24 protein-coding genes are annotated in these 24,624 nt (G+C 33.1%); 7 read left to right on the plus strand and 17 right to left on the minus strand.

All coding sequences use genetic code 11. The annotated features are described in order from the left end of the window. The first annotated feature begins 236 nt into the window (after positions 1-236). Positions 237-1,085 (plus strand): AraC family transcriptional regulator, encoded by an 849-nt coding sequence (locus ABDZ53_RS02815; RefSeq protein WP_343753769.1) that lies wholly within the window; start codon positions 237-239, stop codon positions 1,083-1,085. A 390-nt stretch (positions 1,086-1,475) separates the two neighbouring features. Here ABDZ53_RS02815 and ABDZ53_RS02820 read toward each other — a convergent pair whose 3' ends face one another. The 7 genes from ABDZ53_RS02820 to ABDZ53_RS02850 all read right to left on the minus strand — a co-directional run bounded on the left by ABDZ53_RS02820 (position 1,476) and on the right by ABDZ53_RS02850 (position 9,055). Continuing rightward, positions 1,476-2,120 carry an L-fuculose-phosphate aldolase gene (locus ABDZ53_RS02820; RefSeq protein WP_343753771.1) on the minus strand — a complete coding sequence of 215 codons (645 nt, stop codon included), beginning with the start codon at positions 2,118-2,120 and terminating at the stop codon, positions 1,476-1,478. Positions 2,121-2,146: 26 nt separating this feature from the next. Next, positions 2,147-2,941: a DeoR/GlpR family DNA-binding transcription regulator gene (locus tag ABDZ53_RS02825; protein ID WP_343753773.1), complete on the minus strand. Its 795-nt coding sequence runs from the start codon at positions 2,939-2,941 to the stop codon at positions 2,147-2,149. A gap of 135 nt (positions 2,942-3,076) precedes the next feature. Beyond that, the gene (gene mtnA / locus ABDZ53_RS02830) at positions 3,077-4,129 is read right to left on the minus strand and encodes an S-methyl-5-thioribose-1-phosphate isomerase (RefSeq protein WP_343753775.1); all 1,053 of its coding nucleotides are present in this window, start codon (positions 4,127-4,129) and stop codon (positions 3,077-3,079) included. Positions 4,130-4,164: 35 nt separating this feature from the next. Further along, positions 4,165-5,379: an S-methyl-5-thioribose kinase gene (gene mtnK / locus ABDZ53_RS02835; RefSeq protein WP_343753777.1), complete on the minus strand. Its 1,215-nt coding sequence runs from the start codon at positions 5,377-5,379 to the stop codon at positions 4,165-4,167. A gap of 21 nt (positions 5,380-5,400) precedes the next feature. Continuing rightward, a complete protein-coding gene (locus tag ABDZ53_RS02840; RefSeq protein ID WP_343753779.1) occupies positions 5,401-6,402 on the minus strand; it encodes an ABC transporter permease in 1,002 nt (333 codons plus the stop codon). A gap of 2 nt (positions 6,403-6,404) precedes the next feature. Beyond that, positions 6,405-7,928 carry a sugar ABC transporter ATP-binding protein gene (locus tag ABDZ53_RS02845; protein ID WP_343753781.1) on the minus strand — a complete coding sequence of 508 codons (1,524 nt, stop codon included), beginning with the start codon at positions 7,926-7,928 and terminating at the stop codon, positions 6,405-6,407. Positions 7,929-7,945: 17 nt separating this feature from the next. Further along, the gene (locus ABDZ53_RS02850; protein WP_343753783.1) at positions 7,946-9,055 is read right to left on the minus strand and encodes a sugar ABC transporter substrate-binding protein; all 1,110 of its coding nucleotides are present in this window, start codon (positions 9,053-9,055) and stop codon (positions 7,946-7,948) included. Between the two features lie 1,080 nt (positions 9,056-10,135). On the opposite strand from ABDZ53_RS02850, the gene ABDZ53_RS02855 reads away from it, so the two are divergent. Next, on the plus strand, positions 10,136-11,266 hold the full coding sequence (locus ABDZ53_RS02855) for a DNA cytosine methyltransferase (RefSeq protein ID WP_343753785.1): 1,131 nt from the start codon (positions 10,136-10,138) through the stop codon (positions 11,264-11,266). Positions 11,267-11,280: 14 nt separating this feature from the next. Next, entirely contained in the window at positions 11,281-12,519 is a 1,239-nt protein-coding gene (locus tag ABDZ53_RS02860) for a DNA cytosine methyltransferase (protein WP_343753787.1), read from the plus strand. Here ABDZ53_RS02860 and ABDZ53_RS02865 read toward each other — a convergent pair. Continuing rightward, positions 12,516-13,589, minus strand: a complete 1,074-nt coding sequence (locus tag ABDZ53_RS02865; protein WP_343753789.1) for a restriction endonuclease PLD domain-containing protein — start codon at positions 13,587-13,589, stop codon at positions 12,516-12,518. The genes ABDZ53_RS02860 and ABDZ53_RS02865 overlap by 4 nt on opposite strands. Positions 13,590-14,188: 599 nt before the next feature. Between ABDZ53_RS02865 and ABDZ53_RS02870 the strand changes: the two genes are divergently transcribed. The 4 genes from ABDZ53_RS02870 to ABDZ53_RS02885 all read left to right on the plus strand — a co-directional run bounded on the left by ABDZ53_RS02870 (position 14,189) and on the right by ABDZ53_RS02885 (position 17,678). Further along, complete coding sequence (locus ABDZ53_RS02870) at positions 14,189-14,944, plus strand: SDR family NAD(P)-dependent oxidoreductase (RefSeq protein WP_343753791.1); 756 nt, start codon at positions 14,189-14,191, stop codon at positions 14,942-14,944. Positions 14,945-15,199: 255 nt separating this feature from the next. After that, on the plus strand, positions 15,200-16,747 hold the full coding sequence (gene istA / locus ABDZ53_RS02875) for an IS21 family transposase (RefSeq protein WP_343753793.1): 1,548 nt from the start codon (positions 15,200-15,202) through the stop codon (positions 16,745-16,747). Then, positions 16,744-17,496: an IS21-like element helper ATPase IstB gene (istB, locus tag ABDZ53_RS02880; RefSeq protein ID WP_425541668.1), complete on the plus strand. Its 753-nt coding sequence runs from the start codon at positions 16,744-16,746 to the stop codon at positions 17,494-17,496. Before istA ends, istB begins: the two co-directional genes overlap by 4 nt. Beyond that, positions 17,496-17,678, plus strand: coding sequence for a hypothetical protein (locus tag ABDZ53_RS02885; protein WP_343753797.1), 183 nt, complete (start codon positions 17,496-17,498; stop codon positions 17,676-17,678). The genes istB and ABDZ53_RS02885 overlap by 1 nt, the downstream gene beginning before the upstream one ends. Before the next feature lie 385 nt (positions 17,679-18,063). On the opposite strand, the gene ABDZ53_RS02890 is transcribed toward ABDZ53_RS02885, so the two are convergent. The 9 genes from ABDZ53_RS02890 to ABDZ53_RS02930 all read right to left on the minus strand — a co-directional run bounded on the left by ABDZ53_RS02890 (position 18,064) and on the right by ABDZ53_RS02930 (position 24,576). Further along, positions 18,064-19,509, minus strand: coding sequence for a DNA/RNA non-specific endonuclease (locus ABDZ53_RS02890; RefSeq protein ID WP_343753799.1), 1,446 nt, complete (start codon positions 19,507-19,509; stop codon positions 18,064-18,066). 408 nt (positions 19,510-19,917) lie between these two features. Continuing rightward, the gene (locus ABDZ53_RS02895) at positions 19,918-20,925 is read right to left on the minus strand and encodes a DUF262 domain-containing protein (protein ID WP_343753800.1); all 1,008 of its coding nucleotides are present in this window, start codon (positions 20,923-20,925) and stop codon (positions 19,918-19,920) included. A 179-nt stretch (positions 20,926-21,104) separates the two neighbouring features. Further along, on the minus strand, positions 21,105-21,869 hold the full coding sequence (locus tag ABDZ53_RS02900; RefSeq protein WP_343753802.1) for a CHAP domain-containing protein: 765 nt from the start codon (positions 21,867-21,869) through the stop codon (positions 21,105-21,107). Continuing rightward, positions 21,841-22,092 carry a phage holin gene (locus ABDZ53_RS02905; RefSeq protein WP_343753804.1) on the minus strand — a complete coding sequence of 84 codons (252 nt, stop codon included), beginning with the start codon at positions 22,090-22,092 and terminating at the stop codon, positions 21,841-21,843. The genes ABDZ53_RS02900 and ABDZ53_RS02905 overlap by 29 nt, the downstream gene beginning before the upstream one ends. A gap of 15 nt (positions 22,093-22,107) precedes the next feature. Beyond that, positions 22,108-22,335, minus strand: coding sequence for a hypothetical protein (locus ABDZ53_RS02910; RefSeq protein ID WP_343753806.1), 228 nt, complete (start codon positions 22,333-22,335; stop codon positions 22,108-22,110). Positions 22,336-22,419: 84 nt separating this feature from the next. Further along, positions 22,420-22,656: a DUF2922 domain-containing protein gene (locus ABDZ53_RS02915; protein WP_343753808.1), complete on the minus strand. Its 237-nt coding sequence runs from the start codon at positions 22,654-22,656 to the stop codon at positions 22,420-22,422. A 14-nt stretch (positions 22,657-22,670) separates the two neighbouring features. Then, positions 22,671-22,868, minus strand: a complete 198-nt coding sequence (locus tag ABDZ53_RS02920) for a hypothetical protein (RefSeq protein WP_343753810.1) — start codon at positions 22,866-22,868, stop codon at positions 22,671-22,673. Positions 22,869-22,940: 72 nt separating this feature from the next. Next, positions 22,941-23,489 (minus strand): sigma-70 family RNA polymerase sigma factor, encoded by a 549-nt coding sequence (locus ABDZ53_RS02925; protein WP_343753812.1) that lies wholly within the window; start codon positions 23,487-23,489, stop codon positions 22,941-22,943. A 145-nt stretch (positions 23,490-23,634) separates the two neighbouring features. Further along, positions 23,635-24,576, minus strand: a complete 942-nt coding sequence (locus ABDZ53_RS02930) for a DnaD domain-containing protein (protein WP_343753814.1) — start codon at positions 24,574-24,576, stop codon at positions 23,635-23,637. Positions 24,577-24,624: the final 48 nt, after the last annotated feature.

The raw sequence follows: 24,624 nt of genomic DNA on the forward strand, positions 1-24,624 counted from the left end.
GCATAATAATCGGTACCAAGTCAATGACACCAAGGGTCAAAGGCTATTTTTTAACTGCAAAACTTGAGTTAATAAGTTTTGTCATTTTTGTAACCCCTTTCTTGAATGTAAGTTAATCTTAGTGTATTATTAGTATAATGACTATATAAAAAATACGCTATTATATAAATAAAGCAACTTAAATGCCACGCTTTTTTTATAAGTGATAGAAAATTATATATTGGGAGATTTTAACATTGAATATTAATGATAATTTTTTTGTAATGAAGCAAGATGGAATGGTGGATTTAAGAGTTTACCAAGCGGGTTCTGAAAATTGTGTGCCTAACAAATTTTATGGCCCTATTGCACGAAACCACTATCTATTCCATTATATTCATACTGGAGAAGGTACACTTGAATATTTTAATTCTGATAATACTTTGATTAAAACCACAGTTAAAAGAAATCAAGGATTTTTGGCCTCACCAGGACAAATTATGACTTATATTGCAGATGAAGAGAATCCATGGATCTACTCATGGATTGAAATAGACGGAATACAAGTCAATAAAATATTTAATGAAATAGGTTTAAATAAAGATAATCCAATTTTTATACCAGAAAATAAAGCATTTAATCAAATAATTGAACGAAGTATACTAAACATTTGTCAAAATAATGCAGCAGAAACAATTAATGTACTAGGAAATATATACTTATTCTTAGATGGTCTTTATAAAGCATCTCCGAACAAATCATTCTTTCAATATCGTAATAATACAAAAGATCACATTTATAATGCTATAATCTTTATGGAAGAAAATTACAAAGAAAACATCAGTGTTTCAGATGTAGCAGAGCATTGTTTGCTATCTTCAGCATATCTTGGTAAATTATTTAAAAATGAGCTTGGAACTGGTATTAAGAGCTTCTTAATTGATTTGCGCCTAACTGAGTCGTTAAATTACCTAAGAGAATCAAACTTAACGATCAAAGAAATTTCAGATGAAGTAGGATATACTAACCAGCTTTACTTCTCGAATGCATTCTCACAAAAGTATAATATTAGTCCATCGAACTGGAGAAAATTAAATAAGCTGTAACTTGTTTTCAACCTTATTCTCTGCATTAAAGATTATATCTGTAAATTTGTCAATAACCTCATATAGATCAATAACAAAATCTTTACTATCAAATACTTCTAGTTTTAGGATCGGCTAGATTGTAGTGCTCTCTTATTTATTTCTAAAAAATTAGAACTATCATTTAGAAGAAAAAAAACGTTCCATGACTGCCTAAAAAGCCATGGAACATCCCCTAAAAACTCTATTTAAATGTAGTCTATTTTTATTCAGCTATGTTAGTTGACATGGAACTAAAATTTATACTTATCTAATCTTCAAAAAAACCACTTTTAATTAAAATAATGAACTTTTTATTATCCTCAATAATAATTGTCTTTAAGACGATGTGAATCGGACCATAGGTATCAGTTATTTTTTATTCCCATATGTCTTAAACTTATCTATCATTAGTGACATTTCTTTTTTGTCTAAAATAACAGGGGTTCCTATAGACTTTGCTCTATAGTATACTTCAGCACAAAATTCAATTTCTTCGGCAATATTAAATGCATTTTTAATATTCTTAGCACCAGCTAACATTCCGTGATTGGCTAATAAAACTGCCTTCCTATCTAACATACCTTTATAAGCATTCTCAGCAAGTTCGCTAGTTCCAAAACTAGCATATTCTGCACAGCGAACATCATATCCTGCATAAGCTATTAAATATGAAACTGCTGGTAAAGTTATTCTTAAAGAAGAGAGTGTTTTAGCATAAACTGAATGTGTATGAACTAAAGCATCAATATCTTCTCTTCTATTATAAAAAATTAAATGCATACCCAATTCACTCGATGGTTTGTATTTACCCTCAACAACATTGCCTTTTAAATCAACAACAACAACATCGTCAGGTGTCATATTATTATATTCTATCCCACTGGGGCTAATCGCAACTAAGTCTTTTTTTCTATTATATATACTAATATTTCCCCCAGTTCCTTTAGTTAAACCACTTTCAATCATCATGTTACAATATTTGACAACATCTTTTCTATCATCTTCTAAAAGCAAACTGTATCACTCCTCATCAACAAATATTATTCAGTTGCTATAATTACATTCGTTCCATTCTCTCTGTATAAATCTAAACAACTCTTTTGCTCCTCATCAAATGAACCTAAAGAATCTGTTATCAAAGTATCAATTTTATTATGAGAACAAATTTTGAAAAAAGAACGCGTATTAATTTTAGTATGGTCACACAAGGCAAATACTTTATCTGACTTATTAATTATAGCTTGTTTAGCTTCTCCTTCATCCATAAGAACATCAGTTAATCCATCGTTAAAATTAATAGATTTAGATGAAATAAATGCCTTGTCAATATAAATTGAACTTATTGATTTGCTTATTAACGACCCTGTTAGAGATAATGATTTTTTTCTCATGAATCCTCCTAATAGAATTATTGGGATATCTGGATCATCTGCTAATTCAATAGCTATATTAATATTATTTGTAACTACTGTAACTTTCTTTTTGAATTTCATTTGGTTACTTATTTCTAATGCAGTAGTACTGGCATCAAAAGCTATTACATCACCATCATCTATAAAGTCAACTGCATTTAGGGCAATCAGTCTTTTAGCAGTATGATTAATATTCTTCCTGTCCTTTACAGGTGTATCATACTCTGTGATATTATTATGTTTTAGCCGCACACCACCATACACTTTAACAACTAACCCACTATTGACTAACTTTTCAACATCTCGCCGAATAGTCATTTCTGAAACTTTAAACTTGTGACTTAAATAGGATACTTCAGCATATTCTTTAGATTTTAGTACATTTATTATTTCATCTCTTCTATTTTGAGGTAAATATATCATATTACTCATCCTTCACTTGTTTATATTAATATTACCAAAAATGTTGAATAACTTATAGTTTTAAGAGATGAAACAAATATTTAATACTCCTCGTCACAATTATCATAAATCACAGTGTTGAGGTTATTAAGCTATTTAATTATCATTGTGAAAAAGTTTTTTTATATTTTCATCATATGGTGCTTTCACAATACCTTTTTCTGTAATAATAGCAGTAACGTTTTCATGAGGGGTGACATCAAATGCCGGATTATATACATTACTATCTTTCAAAGCAGTATATTCTCCAAATCTGTTAATAACCTCTTCTTTATCGCGTTCCTCAATAGGTATAGTTTCACCTGTTTTCGTATTTAAATCTATAGTTGAAGTTGGTGCAGCTACATAGAAAGGTATATTGTAATTCTTAGCTAAAATTGATACCCCTAAGGTTCCAATTTTATTCGCCACATCTCCGTTTGCTGCGACTCTGTCTGTACCAACAATAACTGCGTTAATTTTACCTTGATCCATTACTGTGGCAGCCATACTATCTGTAATAACAGTTACATCAATACCTGCCATTTGCAATTCTAAAGCTGTTAATGTTGATCCTTGTAGACGTGGTCGAGTTTCATCAGCATATATTTTCAAGTCCCAACCTTTTTCTTTTGCTAAATACATAGGCGCTGTTGCAGTTCCATACTTGGTAGTTGCTAGTAGACCTGCATTACAATGAGTTAGTATTCCCATTTTATCTTCTAATAAAGTTAATAGGTTCTCCCCGATTTTTTTGTTTGTATCTTCATCTTCTTTATGAATAGCAACAGCTTCTTCAAATAACAGATTTTTTAAATCTGCTATATCCATATTACTATTGTCTTCAGCAACTTTCTCCATGCGTTCTAATGCCCAGAATAGGTTTACTGCTGTTGGACGAGATGTAGCTAAATAATCGGAGGCTTCTTTTAATACTTTCCAAAACGCTTCAAAAGATTCTTCAGGAGCATCTTTTATGCCGAGATATAAACCATAACCCGCTGCTACACCTATAGCTGGAGCTCCCCTAACTTTCATAACTTGAATTGCATCCCATACTGATTCTACTGTTTCAAATTCTTCATACTTAATTTCATTTGGTAATTTCGTTTGATCAATAAGTACCAACTTATCGTTTTTCCATTCAATAGTGATTAGTTTATTATCCATAATGTCCTCCTGAAATTTTAGTTCTCAAATTAGATTTAAGCACTATATTTATTTACGTTCTCTTTTAATTTATCAGTAAAATGTTTGCCTTCATTGAATTTGTCTCTATTAATGATTAGTTCTTTAGCTAAAGATAAACATACTCTTTCAGCAAAAAGTCTATATTCTGTGTCTTCTATACTAGTGATATCTTTTACTTGTGCCATTCCAATGATTCTACGGGATAACTCTAAACCGGCTACTCCAGCAGTATCCTTTAAAACCTCTGATAAATACCATTCCATGAAACCAGCCTCTTTAGCCATAATATCACTAACATTGTCTTTCCAATAATCAACAAACTTCGATTTAAATTTATCAACAACTTCTTCAATTGTTTTTTCTAACCATTCTATAAATTCTTTTTTATCATTAACATAGCCATTCATATATGCGAATATTAAGTTAGCTATTACATTTCCGACATCGTATCCCATAGGTCCGTAAAAGGCGAATTCTGGATCAATGACTTTAGTTAATTCTTCAGTAATAAACACTGATCCTGTATGCAAATCTCCGTGAATAAGAGCTTGTGCATTATTCATAAATGCAAATTTAAGCTTTGCAACTTCTAATTTCAATTCAGAGTCATTATATATGTTTTTCTCAACCCACTCTTTATTATCCTCGAACACAAGATTTCGATTATTATAGTCATTAAATGGCTCTGTGTATACTAATTCTTCAGAAATTTCACATAAATCGGGATTAATAAAGCTTTTCAATAATTCTTTCTTTTCTTTATGATCCATGACTACATCCGTAGTAGGTAATAATGTGTTGACCATAAAAGTAGTGATATGATCCGCAAATTTCGGATAAATTTTATACGAAAGCAATCCTTCTCTCATAATTTCATGATCAGATAAATCTTCCATCAGAAAACAGTTCATTACATCATCATACAAATAAACTTTAGGGACTAAGCCAGTTGCATGTTTACCTTGTAATTTAAGAATGTTTGATTCTATTCTAATTCTATCAATTGATATTCTCATATCTTCAGAAATTCTGGTAACTTCTCCAGCTTGTTTCACTATTACTGAGACATCACTGTTGACATCAACTACACGAAACACATAATTTAAATTGCCGTCACCAATTTCTTTGGATTCTAAATCACTATCATCTGAAAATAAATCTGTCTTTTCTTTAACGTAATCAAGTACATCAGTTTCATTCATCAAAAAATATTCATTAAAATTTTTCATTTTAAAACAAAACTCCTTTATCTAGTCTTTTTTATAATAAGTTGACGCTAATGCTAAAGCTAGCACAATACCGATTACTATATTGAGAGAATAGTAAGGTACAGAGATCATTACTAGTCCATTCTGTAAAATACCAACTAATAGTGCACCAAAGAAAGTACCAAAAGCATTTACTTTCCCGTTACCAGCAAATGAAGAACCTATAAAAGCTGCTGCAACCCCTGGCATTAAATAACCTGCACCTATATTTACCTGAGCAGATCCTATATATGAGGCTGCAACCAATCCTCCAATTCCGGCAAATAATGTAGATAATATATACGCAGCTGTTTTATATTTATTTACGGAAATACCTGACAATCTTGCTGCTTCAGGATTACCACCTATCATATACATATATCTTCCATGCTTAGTATGATTTAATAGAAAATGCACTACAAGCACAATAACTATCATAATAATTATAATCCACGGCGTTTGACCAAATCTTGAAAATATTGTAGGTAAAGAGCCGGTTGTTGGTGTTCCATCTAATCGAGACATCCCAGAACTGATAGATCCACCACCCGTATAAGTCATTGCTACTCCTTCAAAAATAAACATAGTAGCTAAAGTAGCATATAAATCAGGTATTTTCACTTTAACTATCAAAAATGCGTTTATTAAAGCAATGATTGAGGTTATCAATAAGGCTAGTGGGATAGCTATTAAAGCATGTAAATTGTACCAGACAAAGAATGATACTATTAACGAGCTTGATACTGTTGCTGCTGATCCTACTGACAAATCAAGACCATCTATTGTTATTGATAAAGTCAAACCAATTGCAATTATAGTAGTAATCGATATACTTCTTAAAATGTTAATTATATTGGGCCATGTTAAAAATATTCCAGGTGACATTATTGCAAAGAATATAACTAGTAAGACAATAGCTAGTAAAATCCCCCACTTATTAATGTATTTGGAAAAACTAAACATATTATTCTTTTTGCTTTTCTGTACGCTCACATTTTCAGCCATAATTATTTACTACCTCCTGTTGAGTAATAGAGAAGTTCTTCTTCAGATGTTTCATCGGTATTCAATTCTTTTACTATCTTATTGTCATAAATAACATACACGCGATCCGTTATCTTCATTATCTCATCAAGTTCACTAGTCGCATATATAATACCTTTATTCTGAGAGGCTAAATCACTAATCAAACTATATATTTCAGTTTTAGCACCAACGTCTACCCCTTTAGTTGGTTCATCAAATAAGTAAATTTCTGCATCAGACATTAACCATTTTCCGATAGCTACTTTTTGTTGATTACCACCTGATAGTAAAGCAACATTTTGGTTTTCACTAGGGGTCTTTATTCCTAAGCTTTTAATCATTTTAATAGCTTCTTTTTTCTCGTTTTTAGGCGCTAAAGTACTTAAAGCTTTAACGTATTTATTTAAACTAGCAGAAGTTAAGTTGGTGTAAACAGGTTCATCTACTAAAACACCTTCTTTTCTTCTTTCTTCTGGAACAAGAGCAAACCCATTTTTAACAGCATGAGATGGAGTTTTATTAATAGTATTGACTCCATCTAGTAATATTTCTCCTTCAACCACTTTTTCTGCTCCAAAAATAGTTTTACATAGTTCTGTTTTTCCAGCCCCTACAAGACCTGCTATTCCAACTATCTCACCTGATCGAACATTTATGTTTACATCTATTACACTACGTTTCGTATTAGTAAGGTTTCTTATATCTAATATTTTTTTATCTGTGAAAGTTTTCTTTCTAGAGAAAACTTCTGAATTTGTTTTTCCGAGCATTGATTCAATTACTTTATCTGGAGTAACTGAGCTAATGTTAGTTTGATCTACAACTTTTCCATTTCTCATGATTGTTATTCTTTCACATATTTCAAACAATTCTGGGATACGGTGAGATATAAATACTATTCCTACATTTTTTTCATATGCTAACTTTCTTACAACTCTAAATAGTTCTTCTGTTTCTGAGTTACTTAGTGGAGCTGTTGGTTCATCTAATATCAAATACTTACCTTTTCTTACTAGCGCTCTAGCAATTAAAACCATTTGCTTTTCTGCCAAAGTTAATTCCGAAACTAATGTTTTAGAGTGTAATTCAACATTTAATTCTTTTAAAACCTTTTTTGCTTCTTGGTGAATTTTTTTCCATCCTACTATTTGGTTTTTACCCATATGATTGACTATTTCATCTAACATTATATTTTCGCCTACAGACAAATATGGAACTAGAGAAACATCAACTTCTTGATACACTATATCAATACCAATATCTTTAGCATCTTTTGGTTTTCTTATAGTGACTTCTTCGCCATCAAATCTTATGTTCCCAGTATAATGATTATGTGCGCCAGATAGTATCTTCATCAATGTAGACTTCCCAGCTCCATTAGCTCCTATTAGAGCATTTATTGTGCCCGTTTTTAAATCAAAGTCTACGTTGGATAGCGCTTTCACACCTGGGAATTCTATAGAAATATCTTGCATTTCAATGATTGATTGTTTTGTTTGAATCATGAAATCACCTTTTCACATTAATTGTTTTCTCTTAAAATGTTCATCCAGTCTTGATTGAAGTCTTCAGATTCTCCCCATCCATCAATAACTTCATTCAGACTGTTCATAACAGTATCAGAATCTAAATCCTCTTGACGAATAATATGAGGTTCTAATTCATAAGTATCTGGTGTCTCCTCACCCGCAAGTTTCATAGCAAGTAATCTCATGTTCATAACACCTATTAAGTGAGGGTCTACAGCTGCAGTTGATAACCATGTACTGTTTTCCTCTGTCATGAAGTTAATATCTTGATTCGATACATCTATAGACACTAGGTCTACATCATGTCGGCCGTTTTCTTTAATTGCATTATATGCTCCTTTAGCTAACTCATCCCACGCAGCCCAAATGATATCTATTTCACCCTCACCATACGTACTGAGTATAGAGTTAGTTGCGCTTGTTATATCACTTATAACACTTTGCATGTTCTGCGGACCAATTTCTTGAAGAGTATTTATCTTACCTTCTTCTTCATACTGTTTATAGACAACATCTCTATTATCTAAGGGTACAATTCCACCTACGGTTATTTTGATAATATTTGGTACATCATTTTCTGAGAAATGTATCGCTTCTTCAAGACTATACTCAGCTAACAATGCATCGTTTTGTGCAGTGGAAGTAACTCCCTCTAACGTTTCTCCATCTCTCTCAGCGACTGTATCAAAAGTTACTACCTCTATATCTCTATCACGTGCAGGTTCTAACATGTTATAAGAATAAGACTCTTTTCCATGAGATATTATCATGCCATCATAATCACTATTAATTGCTTGGGATACTAGATCTTGGAATCTAGCATCATCTCCATCAGATATATAAGTATCTACTTCAAATCCAAATGATTCTCCTTCACTTCTAGCACCATCTAGAAATTGAGTCGTATGGTCATCAGATGGTAAGTTACGAATTACTGCTACTTTAATATCATCATTTAAGGATTCTGGAACCCCTTCCAAATTTGTTGTTATTTCTGTATCATCATTAGTATTTTCAGAAGCGCTACTATCACCTTCATTATTAGCGCATCCTACAGCAAAAACACTTGTTGCTATTAAAGCAGATAAAAATTTTTTATTCATGATTATTCCTCCTATTTTCTATAATTATTATTTAATACTTAATGTTTATTTTTCTATCCTCCTTTTCATCAACTTTATAAAACGCTTACATTAGTTCTCGAGGTTAGAATAACACTCGAATTAACAAAAGTCAACATTAAATAACATGTTTTAACATAATCTAACAATTGTTACCGTTTTCTCATTTGTCAAATCAAAACCAACACTCTATAACATTCTGTATACATACTGACATAGATGACAGGCGGGGGCGGGTATTTCTCAGTTCAACGTTTAGTTAATTCTCTTTCAAAAGCAGTTTTGGCTAATCCAATCCTAATATGTCACGAATCCGCAAATTGATTCTCTCTGCTATTTCTTGCACGTATTCAGCTGACAACTCATGGATGGAGATGTTCTTGGGAATATATTTTCTTAACAGCTTATTAAAGTTCTCGAAGATCCCCGTTCCTAAGACGAATAGGCATGACAGTAATAAATTTGTAAGGTCTCATTCACTAATTCAACTGCTTTTGAAAGCTCTGAACCATTGTCACTTTATTTCCCAATAAGGTGTTGATTGATTTCTGCCGAGACGTTTTCCATTTCAGCTTTGGATAGCTGTTCATTCAGCAATTTTTCGATAACCTGTCGTTAGGTTTCAGTCAAACGACCTTTTGGTTTTGTCTGAGTTAGTGTAGAATGTTTGTGAGGTATAAAAATTCTCCTTTACTATCTGTGTAGCAACTTTTAGTATACAGAATCTTCATGTCTTTTTTTAATGGTGCAGTTCATTTTACAACGCAATGTTTTTTATTAACGCACATTTTTTAATATAGAGAATATGAAATACCTATTTATATATTATATGTCGAGACTCATCATTTTTAACTGAAATTCAACTTATTTATCCAAGTTGAAATGACCCATTGAATATGCTAAAAGAAAGATAAAAACGATTATGTTATAATTATAATTCGTGTTGAATTAATTATAGGTTTATAATATTGTAATAAAATAAAAACATTTAAAACATCTTATCGTATTAGGAACTATTGTTTGGTACAATTAGGATAAGATTATTAATAAGGATGATTTATAATGGAACATAAATACAATGTTTTAGATTTGTTTTGTGGTGCTGGAGGACTTAGTGAAGGTTTTAGGGAAGCCGGATATAATATCGTCGCGGGAGTGGACTTTGATATTGCTGCTTTGAAAACTCATGAACATAATTTTCCGGAGTCAATAACCATTTTAGAAGACCTATCTAAAGAAGAAGAAGCTATTAAGAATATAGCAAAAAAAGTTGATGGCGAACGTATAGATGTAATTATAGGTGGACCTCCATGTCAAGGTTTTAGCCTAACAGGATCAAGAGATTTAAGTGACTCAAGAAATAGATTATATGTATCAGTCGTAGAGGCTGTAGAGCATTTTAAACCAAAAGCTTTTTTAATAGAAAATGTTCCTGGCATAGCTACACTTTATAAAGGAAAAGTTAAAGAACAAGTAATTAATTCTTTTAAAGATTTAGGATATATTGTTAGTGTAACAGAAAAACCTTTGCTCGCAGCTGATTATGGAGTTCCTCAAATGCGCAAAAGAATGTTTTTTGTTGGATACTTGAAAGAACTAAATTATAAGAAATTCGTTTTTCCAAAACCATTGTTAAGTTCAGCAGAGTATGTTACAACTTCAGAAGCTATTTCCGACCTGCCGTCTTTAGTAGAAGATGTGGGTAAAGATACTATGGAATATGTTACACTTCCACAAAGTGATTATCAAATCAATATGAGAAGAAATTCAAATATGATTTTTAATCACGTTGGCACTAACCATACAGAACATGTAAAATGGGTAATCTCACAAGTACCTGAAGGTGGAAATCATAAAGACCTTCCTCCGGGTGTAGGTGATTCGAGAAAATTCAATGAAGCTTGGACACGATATCATAGTAATAAGCCTTCTAAAACAATAGATACTGGACATAGAAATCATTTTCATTATAGATGGAATAGAGTTCCCACTGTAAGAGAAAATGCTAGACTACAATCATTTCCAGACGTTTTCAGATTTATAGGAACAAAAACTCAACAATATAGACAAGTTGGGAATGCTGTCCCTCCACTATTATCTAAAATAATAGCAGAAAAAATGTATAAGCATTTAAGTAAGGAATACGCTGCAGAAAATTTACAATATGTCAAGCAAATCAGTTTAAACATTTAACGAGGAGGTATCCTATGCTTAACACCATAGAATTATTTGCAGGAACTGGTGGTTTACTCGATGGTTTTGAAAAAACCAATAGAATTAAACTGCTATCTGCGGTTGAATGGGAGAAAGCTCAAGTCAATAACTTAATTAATAGATTAGAAAAAAAACATAATATCCTGAATGCAAGTGAATTAGTATTGAACTTTGATATACAACGGGTAGAAGAATTATTCGAAGGATGGAAAAATGATATAGTATATGGTTCAAATAAAGGTCTAGATAAAATAGTTGGTAATCAGGTTGTAGATATTATTTCTGGTGGTCCACCATGTCAAGCTTATTCATCAGCGGGTAGAATTAGAGATAAAGATGGTATGAAAAATGACTATAGAAATTTCCTGTTCGAATCATACTTGAAAGTGGTCGAGCGCTATAAGCCCAAATTAATTGTGTTTGAAAATGTAGAAGGTATGTTATCTGCTATACCTACTGGGGAAAGAATTACTGATTTGATACGAAAAGGCTTTAATAAAATAGGTTATGAAATTACAGATGATTTAAGAAATAATGCTTTACTAGATCTATCTGAATTCGGTGTTCCACAAAAAAGAAAAAGACTTATTATCATAGGCATTAGACGTGATAATCCTGATTTTGATTATCAAGAATCATTAAATCTTTTTTACTCAAATTTTATTGATAAAATTAAAGTAAGTGATAAAAAAACTGTTAGAGATGCTATCTCTGATTTGCCTCCAATATATCCCTTAGAAACTCAGAAGAAAAGATTATCTCATAGAAATGATAATAATATTAACGGACATTCTAGTCGTTTTCATAGCGAGAGAGATCAAAACATATTCTATACTTTAGCAAAAGACATACAGAATAATTCTTTAAAATATATAACTACAGAATCCTTAAAACAACTATATTTTGAAGAAACAGGTAAGAAATCAAACGTTCATAAGTATCATGTATTAAGATGGGACAAGCCAAGTAACACCATACCTGCCCATCTAAAAAAAGATGGTTTGCGGCACATTCATCCTGATCCTGATCAAAAAAGAACAATAACCGTTCGAGAAGCAGCACGTTTACAGACTTTTGATGATGATTTTGAGTTTATAAGCCCTATGGGTTCTTCATTCGAAATGATAGGTAATGCAGTTCCACCACTTTTCGCAGAGAAACTTGGACATCTAATAGTAGATTATTATAATGATATATTAAAATCGGAACGTAAAAAAGCATCATTGGTTTAAATCAATGATGCTTTTTTGTCTTCTTTCTCAGTACTAACTGAAAAATCACAGTAAAATAAACCCTCTTCTATAAAAGATAAAGTAATTGTGTCTCTACCATAACTTATTAAATCTTCGTAAGTAATTTCGTAGTTTAAATCTTTTATACCCATTCTACTTCTTAGATATCTTCCTAGAATACTCTTTGCTGATATTTGTGTACCATCCTCAAGCTGAGGTCTTTTTATACTATAGCTAGTTAAATGTTTAGGATATTTTTTGCCATCTTTTCCATCTTGCGACCCTTCCAAAGAAGCTTCCATAGTAAAACCATCATCCCATATAATTTCAATAGGTTCGGATTGTTTCTTCTTGTTGTTATGCTTATTTTTATAATTAGGATCATAAGGTTTAAATACAGTTGGATGATCTCTAATTATATCTTTAGTTATTCTGATATAAGCATCACCTGGAGCTACATTTCCACTAGAGCGTCCCCAATTAACACCACTCTTAGGATAAATTCTCTTTATTCCACTTTTGTTTTCTGAATAAAGTGGGAGTTCGAAAGTATACAATAGATCTAAGTTTTCAATTTCAGTGATAGTACTAGTGGATAAATCTTTAACTTGATTTTTTTTCGTGATAGGTGGTTCGTCAACTAAATTTGAAGTAATTCTTTTAATATATTCTTCCATTTGTGGAAAAGTTCCACGGTTAGCTTGAGCTAAAATCTCTCTTAGGTTTGAGTGTAATCCATTGGATGAGAAATTTGCAGAACCGATTAAGGCAGACAATATGTTTTTGTTCTTGCGCCATACATAAAGTTTAGAATGTATTTCTACATTAGAAAACTTTAACTTCATTTTTGGATTATTATCCTTTGCTTCATTGAGTGCGGACAACAAATTTCTATTAATACCATTGTTATACATCCCTCCAATTACAAAAGTATTGTATGGTAAATCTGCTAACCTTCTCACTGGGTTCGGACCTAGGTAGCCTGAAATAATTATTAATTCATCAGGTTCTTCAGACAGTGTATCATCAAAGTTAAAAATAACCTCTTCAAGTTTATTTGAATAAAACATAAGACACTTCCTTTAATAGCATTAAACTAGTTATAAATATAATAACATATCTTTTAGAGCTTTCTAACTATAATTCACCGTTTTGATTATTGTATTTTTCGTATGTGTTTTTTTTATACTATATCATCCACATTAATAATATAAAAGTAGTCTTTAGATAATTGAAAATTTCTATACCATCATTTCTTAACTTCTGATGAAAATTTAACCAACAAAAGTTTTCCTGAATAATTCATATATTTGGTTAAAATCTTGCTAAATGACTTAAAAATAGGTTATAATCCAGTTCTAAATTTTCATCACTTAACAGGTGCAAAACAAAAAAATGATATAAAGAAGCATAAAGTAATAGCAGCTAACTTTAGACAAGGTTCGGTTTTAGTTAGTTTTAACGATGTTTCGTCTATAACAAAGAGGACTATATTAACTACCTAAACCAAAAGACGAAAGAATTTTCGGAGGGATTCTTTTTGGTGATAAAATATAGATCTACTAAATCAACATTGCATATTGTTTGAATCACGCTTGTCTCTCATATTAGAATGAATAGTACAACCAATGAAATGAAATGAAACACTAATTATTCTAGGAGGAAAAGAATGAAAAGATTACAAGACAAAGTAGCAGTCATAACTGGTGCAGGGGCAGGAATGGGTCGTTTAGGCGCATTACATTTTGCAAAAGAAGGCGCTAAAGTTATTGTCACAGATGTCGATGAAGAAAGTGGAAAATCAGTCGTCAAAGAAGTAAAAGATAACGGTGGAGAAGCTGCTTTTATTAAAACCGATGTCAGTCAGTATGAGGAAGTCGAAGCTGCTGTTGATTTTGCAGTTGAGACATTTGGTACAATTGATATTATGTACAATAATGCTGGTCTAGCGAAAGATGGTAACGTGCTTGATATTGATTTAGAAGACTATCATAATTTAATCAATATTGACCAACATGGCGTTTTATATGGAATTAAAGCAGCTGCTAATAAAATGAAAGACCTCAATGTAAAAGGTGTTATTATAAATACAGCGAGTACCTGGGGTATTATCTCTTATCCTAATAACATTGCTTATAATATGGCAAAAGCAGCTGTTATTGCAGCGACACAAACTGCTGGAGCTGACTTAGGAGCACATGGGATTCGAGTAGTGGGCACGGCACCAGGCACAATTAAAACAGATTTATTGGATGGATTTTCAGATGAAGAGGTGGAAGGTTTATTTGATAAGCATATGAGAAAAGACGGAATCGAACCACAACGTGTCATTGATGTCGTCACATTCTTAGCGTCTGATGAATCGGATGCCATAAACGGTGTTGTTGTACCAGTCGATGACGGCTATACAAGCTTTAAAGGGTAAAGAATTACAAAATAAATAATAGATAAGTCGGTAGTATAAAACTATCGGCTTTTTACTTGAATACTGCGGAGTGTAAGCTCCAGTCCTGCGGACTTTAGCCCCACCCAGTGCGGAGAATACCTCCAAGAGTGCATGAACTGCCCCACTATTCTAAATACCCCATAATTAAATAGGTATATGCATAACCCTTTTGTATAATGATGTTACATACTATCAATCTAGTATGAATATTATTATATAGGAGGGTTTGTTTGTATGGTTAATTATCGTAAAATTCTTGAATGTTATTTTAACGGCATGTCTCAAAGAACCATTGAAGTTGCTGTGGGCAGTTCAAGAAATACGATTCGTGATGTTGTCAAAAAAGCAGAAGAAAAGGAGTTGAAAGAGGTAACCGAAGAGATGACAAATCTTTGGCTGGAAGAATATTTATTTCCAGAAAAACGTCCCCAGGCAAAAGGGTACTATGAAGAAGACTGGGACTATGTTCATAAAGAACTCGGAAAGGCGCATATGACTTTAAAGTTATTGCACAAAGAGTATAGTGTACGGGCTAAGGATAATAAAGGGATTCCTTATGCTTATCGCACTTATTGCGAACATTATCAAAATTATGCTGGAAAATATAAAGTCACAATGCCTTTAAAGCACAAACCAGGAAAGTCGATTGAAACAGATTGGGCAGGAGCCACCCTTAAGCTAATTGATCGTGTAACAGGCGAAGATATTAAGGTTTATATATTTGTTGCTGCACTACCATATAGTCAGTTTTGCTATGCGGAAGGATTTTTAGATATGAAAAGTCCTAGTTGGTTAACTGGACATATTCATGCGTTTGAATATTTTGGTGGAGTTACTGAAACGATTACGCCAGATAATCTCAAGGCTGGAGTGATTAAAACAGACTATGCTGAACCGCTTCTTAATGAATCTTATCGAGAATTAGCGGATTATTATCAAACAGTTATTGTCCCAGCTCGTGTTCGAAAAGCGAAAGATAAGCCTAGTGTAGAAGGAGCCGTCGGCTTCGTCTCTAGACAAATTTTGGCAGCTTTAAGAAACACCCAATGTTTTTATCTTGAAGATTTAAATGAATTGATATGGGAAAAATTAGAAGAGATAAATAATGAACCTTTTCAAAAAAAGCATGGCTCTCGTCAGAGTGTCTTTAAAGATGAGGAACATTCTTACCTAAGCCCTGTAAGACAACCGGCATACCAATTAACGGAATGGAGAATAGCTAAAGTTCAGTTAAACTACCACATTCAAGTTGAACGTAACTATTACTCCGTCCCGTATGAATATGTCCAATGCGATGTTGAAGTTCGCCTCACAAAGAACCTAATTGAAGTGTACTTCAATCAGTCAAGAATTTCATCCCATAAACGAATTAATAATAAAGTGAATCAATACAGTACACTTAATGATCATATGCCTGATCATCATCGAATGTATGCAGAACATACACCAGAAAATGTGAAAGACTGGGCTGAAGAAGTCGGGACAAATACATTTAATATGGTAACCAAAATACTTGAACAACAAGTTGAAAAACGTGCTCTAAAAATGTTATCTGGCATTCAGAATCTTGAAAGAAAGTATTCGGCTCAACTCATTGAGGAAACCAGTGAAATTATTTTGAGCATTACGACTCAACCCACTCTCGCTGCTTTTAAGACAATTATTAAGCGACAGAATGAACATAAAAAGAATGATCATTCATCTAAATTGAATACTGCTACTAAAACGAATAATGATTATGGTTTTAGTCGTGGTGCAGATTACTGGAGGAGAAAAGTATGAGAAATGAAGAAACATTAAATAAATTAAAAAACATGAGATTAACCGGTATGGCTGATGCATATGAAATACAATCAGAAGATAAAGAAATCAATAATTTATCCTTTGAAGAAAGATTTAATATTTTAATTGATTATGAATATGCCCGCCGGCAAACAAACAAGCTTCAACGTTTATTAAAACAAGCAGCTTTTAGTAACCCTGAAGCGTCGATTGAAGATATTGAATACTATCCTGATCGTCATTTAGATAAAGAGTTAATAACACGATTATCAACGGGTCAGTATATTGCGGATAGCCAAAACATTATCTTTATGGGGGCGTCTGGGAACGGAAAGACTTGGTTAGCGAACGCCTTCGGTGTTCAAGCTTGTCGTCAAATTAAAAAAGTAAAATATATACGGTTACCTGAACTGATTGATGAGCTAAAGATTGCTCGATTTGAAGCAGACGGAAGTTACAGAAAACTAGTTAATAAATATCGAAAGGTCGATTTGTTGATAATTGATGAATGGCTTCTGACTGAATTAAATCAAGAAGATTCGATTCATATACTAGAGATAATAGAAGCTCGATTGCACAAAACCTCTACTATCTTTTGTTCTCAGTTTGCGACAGATGGCTGGCAACAGAAGATTGAAAATGTTCAGCTCGCGGATGCAATACTAGATCGTGTTGTTCACAACTCATACAGAATACTTATAGATGGTGAAATATCTATGAGAGAACGTCATGGTTTAGGAGAGATATAATGATTTCAGAAGAGGTTGAAAATCGAATTGCACGATACTTTTTTCATCACTATCTTCCTACTAACGTAATGGAAGAATTAGAATCCTTACTTCTACCACACTTTTTAGAAGATGATGAGCCTTCTGCTGATGAAATGGTTAAGATGGCAATTAATTATATTGATGAAGCTTTAACAGAATAGAACAAAGGCTACTAATACCTAACTCGGAATTAGTAGCCTTTTGTTATTAAAATAGACTATCATGGTGCTTCATCCGCACTGAATGGTATAGTTGTCCGCACTGAGTGGAGCTAAAGTTCGCAATGGTGGAGCTATCTAGGCGCAATATTCATTACTATCTGTATTAAAAAGTATTCTATTACTAGTTCTGAATATTTTTCAAAAAGTAACATAAAATTTAGAGCTATGAATTATTCAGCTTGTTAATTTATATAAAAAACAGTTGCATCTTAATTAGCTTAGATGCAACTGTTTACTTGATATTTGAATGGATTTAATAATCTGTAGTCACTTTTATAAATTGTATTATACTAGTGACATGCTAATATTTTAGTATTAAACTTACTTATCTCTTAGGAGCTCTGTACCCTGCAGATTCAGCTTCCTCTATACTTTTGAACATCTCTACTGGATTTGTTGTTCGGTCATAATAGCTGCCTCCGGGAACATGATAAATTCCGCCGCTACTGCCCTTAATTAAGCCATTACCATTTTCATCCACATAGGGATTAGATGAGTCAGGTGTTGGAGTAGTGGATGGAGTGGATGGAGTGGATGATTCTTGACTACTACTACTTCCAGAACTACTATTCGAATTGCTACTATTTGAGTTCCCGCCATTATAGCTTGAAATTTCTCCATCTTCTGCCGGTCCTGCTGGTCCTATACTAGATCCATCAGCATAGTTAATTTCAACACCTGGTTGGACATTTGGAACGTAAATGTTAAACATTACTCCTTCTCCATTATCTTCAATAGAGAAAGCCTCCATATAGGCTCCTGAAGCTACTAAATTATTACCTTCAAAAACGGGAGTGACTCGATATCTGACATGATTTTCAGTTGTTTCAACGTAGTTAGCAACCCAGTTTTCATATTCAAGCATCCGCATGTTAAACCAGCGTGTACCAGTCATTAAATTGGCTCTGTCATCGTTTCCTGTCATTTGATGACCGATTAGATGAGATCGATTAAATAGCCAACCACCAGACCCAATATTAGCATATCTCGCTTGGTTCCAACCAGATGGTTCAATGTGGCCAGTGCTACCACGTTGTTCCGCAGGCATAATATCTACGCCAACAACTGCATTAGCAGCTGTTTCTCTTCCTAATGAATCAAGAGAACCATTGCGGTGATAAACATCCGTACTTGTAATATCTTCGTTACTAAAGAATGGAACGTTGTTGTTGACCTGGACATCTTCTTTACCTTGAGGTACTGCTGTTGGCTTGTTTGGAGCTGTAGTATCACCTGATTTATTAGGATTTGCTTCAGCTAATTCCTTTTCACGCTCTTCTTTTTCTTTGCGTTCAAGTTCTTCCTGCTTCTCACGCTCTTCTTGCTCTTGTTTTTGTTGCTCTTTTCTTAGTTGTCGTTCTTTTTCATCTTCTTTCTTTTGTTCTTGTAGTTTTTGATATTTTTCTCGTTGTCTCTGTTCCTCAGCTAAGCGTTTCTCTTCGTCATCACTCTCAGCCTCTTCACTTTCAATTTCAAATTCTTCTTCAACATTTTCATCAGCCACAACAACTTGTTCAGTAGCCTGATCAGAGACTAATTCAATCTCATCAGTTTCGGAATTCCAAACAATCACAAAGAATACTAAACCAATAATACTTGCCATCGCACCATTCTTAGCAAACTTTTTAAACTTTTCGTTTGGTTTCTTTTTAGAAAAATACCACAATGACAGTAACGAGATAAGTAAAGTTATAGGACTAATATAAACAAAAAGACTAAAAGCTATTATAAATCCAATAAAATATCCAAACCACTTAAAATATTTCATCATTTATTACCTCCTTTATGTAAGTTAAGTCAATGGTAGCATACATATTTCTAAAAAAATCATATGAATTCGAAACTTTTATTTGATAACGTTCACAATTTTATGCAGATTATTATTTTCAACTCTCCTGCCTCGAAATCGGAAGTGGTTTGGATGCGTCGTGTGGAATATGCGTAGCGGATGTAGCCGACACGCAGACGAAACGCTGGAGATGAGAGGCAGGAGAGTTGAATGATAAATATACAAATACTTTCAATTAAATATGCGAGAACAGCTATCCAATATAAATACCAACTAAATTCTATTACACAAGCCACGCTTTAACCTAGCGTGCCTATTTAGTGGACTTGAAACACGGACAGATGGACTCGAATTGGATACCCAATGACCTATCCATGCGTATTGGAGGGTCTAAAACTGCAAATATGGATCTTTAAAATAGGTCGTTTGATTCGGACGAAATAACGAAGCATATAACTCTGATAAATTGACTAGATCAAGCATTAAACTAGCTACCTTAGCTGGCGTGTTAATTTTACGTCGAATAGCCATATATAAATCTCGTTCTCTTATAAAACGGTATTGTGCATTCCAATAATGTCGTATAAATTTAGTAGGGTCGATACCATCCAATGTTTCTATTACTTTGTCCCAAGAAAGCTTTGCGTTTTCAATTTCTTTCCCAGCCGTTCTAAACACATGATTTTTTAATAGATCAGCTATTGCCAATTCTTTTCCTCGAGCATTAAGTGTTTCAAAAATGATAAATGCTTGATTAATTTCTTTCGTTTCAATTGTCATAAAAATGAAATCATTTAAAAAGATATTCAGTAACTTTATAAGCTCACTATATTCAGTGTCAATATCCGGAAATTGTTTTAAAAACTCATTTATTTTTTTCTCAAAGTATTTGCTAGTTTTATAAATTAACAACTCACTCTTCTTTAGCTTTGATAGTGATGCAGATGCTATGTTGATTTGGTTTTCTTTTTGAATCATTTCTGCAAAGAATATACGGTCACTGTCACTTAAAAAGAGGCGTGGTTCAAAACGCTTGTCAGACATTCTTCCAATGTAAATGGTTGTTATATCTTCTATTTCGTACTTCGCATCCACTTTTCCATTTTCAAAATAGTTATTAAATGCAGAACGAAATGAATCAAGAAAGATAATGGCTGTGCTTATTCGTTGTTGGCCATCAATGATATATTTTTTATTTGTCACTTCATCATTATGAATGACAACCTGGCCAAAGAAATGACTAGACGATTCTTCTTCATAAAGATGCATTAAAACTAACCATAAATCTTCTAATTGGTTTTCTTCCCAAGAATAACCTCTCTGATACTCTGGAATATAATAACGGTCATCTTTTAAAAATGAACTTACTGATTTAGTTCCAGAATTGACAATGCTCATTTTTATCACTCCTCTATGAATAATATTAAAACCCCCACCCCCGCCATCTCCGTCTCCAGTGTTTCACCTGCGTGACCGGCTTCATCCGCTATGCGGATTACGCACGACACATGCGAATCACTTCCGACTTCAATGGCGGGGTGGGGGTTGATTTACTTGATTTACTTGATTTACCTGATTTACCTGATTAATTCGTTGACCTTTTTTTGAATTGCTTCATAATCATATCCTGCCTCAGTGAGACGTTTTTTACGCGTCTGACCATGACCCCATTTCGTTGTACGAATTACTTCTTTAGCAATGTCTTCATTTGATTTTAACCCTTTTTCTTTTATAGTTATCATTCGATTAACTTCCTTTTGAACCAATCTAGCATTATAACCTGCTTCAGTTAATTTACGGATGCGTTCGCTTCCGTTACCCCACTTTTGATTAATGACTTCGCGAGCGATGTCATTAATAGATTTCTTGTTGCCATTAGTAGTGGATGGATAGTTTGGTCTAGCGTAACCAGCAACACGCCAGTTATTATAAGCATACGTTCTTCTTGCTACACTTTTTGAGGTGTTGCCTTCAATGGTTGTGACTTGGTTTCCTTTTACTTCTTCTACAAAGCCAATATGATCTCCCCAACCATCTTTCTGCCAATCGAAGACAATGATATCTCCGGGCTGTGGCTTCACTAAACCAAGCCAAATGCCTTTGTTTTTAAAAATTCTAATGAAACGCTGTACCCCACACTCTCGACCAAAGTAAGTGGATGCACCAGATAGATCTCCAATAACAGTCAGAAAAATAGCGCACCATTCATCTGTTAACTTTGCTTTATATCCAACCGGAAAAGGTGTAACGGCATTATATTTATCTATTATATCTTTGTGCTTAGAATCACCTTGCGTAGTACCCAGGTAAGATTTAGCGTGGTTTAGAATACTTTGTACCAATAATGATTCCTCCTTCTGACTTTTCATTCCCGTAATATTTAATCGAAGAAATTTGCAATAATGAGCCTAAAAACACGTTTACAAGGTTTACTGTCGTGACCATACTAAAGGTACCTTCCCAACCGTATAACTCTCCTAGCCCGCTAATTAGCACCGCTAAAGCAGGCAAAAAGATTAGTACAATCCATTTGCTAACATCATAAAAATGGTTATTGATTTTCATCCCACCATTCCTTCCTTACACATTCAATATTTCATATTCAATTAATCGAAGACGTTGGTCTAAACTAACGTAATTTTTGGTCGTTTCTCCCCAAACTTCTTTAGTTGTAGCCATATCTTTTTGTAATTGTTCGAGGCGATTAATTAATGATTGTATCGTTGTAATTAATTTAATGATTCTAGTACTCAAAGTAATTACAGCAAGCAAACCACTAGCTAAAGCACCTATTTCAATCAACCCCATAGTAGTCATCTCCTTTCATAATATGAAAAGACCCCCGCTTTTAAGCGAGGGTCCGACTCACTTAAGAGTCTTACATCTTTAGTTTTATGCTTCTTCTTTTACAAAGATTTCTTCTACCTCAGTACGGATATAACGAGCATTTTTAGACGCTGCATACGGACTTAATCCATCCTCATCGAAAATATCACTATTAACGAATGTTTCCATAACAGGTAGTATATCTGCTTCTGTCAAGCCAAGAACTGGACGACGAATGGTGATTTTCTTGCTTTTGCCTTCTACATTTTCAAAATTTAATTCTAGATTTGTTGTATCGTTCATTTATATTACCTCCCTTAAGCAATATTGTATGTTTGAGTCAATGTTGTAGTTTCAATATTTCCATCAATTACAACATTAAGCGCTTCGCCTACTGATTTGATTACTTCCACATTTGCATCCTCTTTTAAATCACTTAAAGAAAATCTATAGCTTTCTTCTGTTTTAGGATCAACAGAAGTAAATTGAACTCTTGCTCCATCAAATTCTTTCATTTTGTCTTCCTCCTTCTTGTAAGTAATAGCTATTACACTACTAATAACTGTAAAAAACTGGTTACTGTATACCTAATTCATTAAATATTCTTTCAAATCTTCAAGTTTGCTTTGGATCTTTTTCTTCCTCTTGTAAATCGTTCCTCTGCTAACTCCGAAAGTTTCTGCTATTTGTTGGATAGTATAATCACTATCCGATAGATAAAGAAATAGTAAGTAATCTTCTGTTGAAAGCTTCTCCTTAGCTTTTCTGTAAAAATCTTGAATAATATAATTACTCTCTAACACATTAGATGTTATATTCTTTTCCTGCGTTAGCATTTCTAGCTTTTCATCATCCACTGGTTCACAAGAGGTGAGGGATTTATTTCTGATTAGATCTATACCTCGCCAGTATAAGCCTCTTCCAGCATAAGCTGTGAATTTAAAACTATCCGCTTCGTTATTTATAGGATCCCCATCAAACGAACGGTACAATTGAATTAGTTTAATTTGAAACTCTTGAATAAAATCATCGTACAGCATATGTTTCTTAGAGATATTTAAACGATTCATAGTCTTATGAATGAGTGGCATATATTTCATTAATAGTCTACTGGCATTTATAGAATCTAGATCCATTCCCCCACCTCTTTCTATATAGTCTGATTATATAATCTTTAGAAAATAGGTAAAGGCCAATCGGTTGAGCATCTATTAATGGTTAAAAATAAAATCATATACATAACTCCATCCACTGTATAAAGACTATCTGTTTCTCATGAAGTTATTTAAAACCTGGTTTTCTTCTGTCTATCTCAGTGACGTCTCTAAAAGAAGTCACTCCTTCTTTATTCCACTTCTCAATAATAGAGGCCGCATAAAGTAGTGGTGAATGAGCTTTTACTGATCGATGTAATGCTTCAAGTACTAAAGATGCTGGCATCTCTCTTTTCCATTTGTTTAACTGATTCTCAACAATAGGATTAACCTGACCTAATAACTGTTCATAATAAACATATATAATATTGTCAGGATTAATGCTCCCCTCATAATTTGGTATTCTGATTTTAAGATAGTCAATATAACCTGCTATTAATTCACTTTCTTCTTTTTCGATATCGTCCCTCCGATTCGTAGCCCACGAATCTTCATTATCATTGTGATTCTCATTGTCATTATAAATATCATTATTACTATCATTTTGGTTTTCATTATTTTTTTTATTTTCATTCTTATCCTCATTCTCATTATGATTTTGTAATGACATTAAACCACGGTTTGAAAGTTCATTTTCAAAAAGTTGTTTTATAGTTTTATCAAAAGGTCTTTTAGATAGTTGCCAGAAATTATTCATTTCTTCATAAGTTGCAAATATCAATGAACTGTCTCTCACTTTAGTTAGCTCTCTTTCTAACAAATCGCTTACCGGCTTACCACCTTTTAAAATCGTGTACTGCAAACTTTGTAACACAGTAATTTCTTGTGTCTTTTCGCTATAAATAATCTTTCCGTAATTATTACTAAAACGATCTAACAATACCTGAATGACATCGCTGGTAAAACCAGTCTCAAAACTCATCACTTTTTTTGGTAAAGGATAAATACCTACCTGAGTTGTTTTGTCATTAGTCATTAAATAAAGACTGAAGTATTTATCTTCAACAGAATAATTATCTACGACCTGCATATCTGTCCAGAAAGCTGTATCTACTATACGTTTAACCATTGTTTCCTCCTACATGTTTTCTATTTTATTTGCATAAGAAATAACCCT

The organism is Alkalibacterium iburiense, assembly GCF_039521845.1.
Classification (GTDB): domain Bacteria; phylum Bacillota; class Bacilli; order Lactobacillales; family Carnobacteriaceae_A; genus Alkalibacterium; species Alkalibacterium iburiense.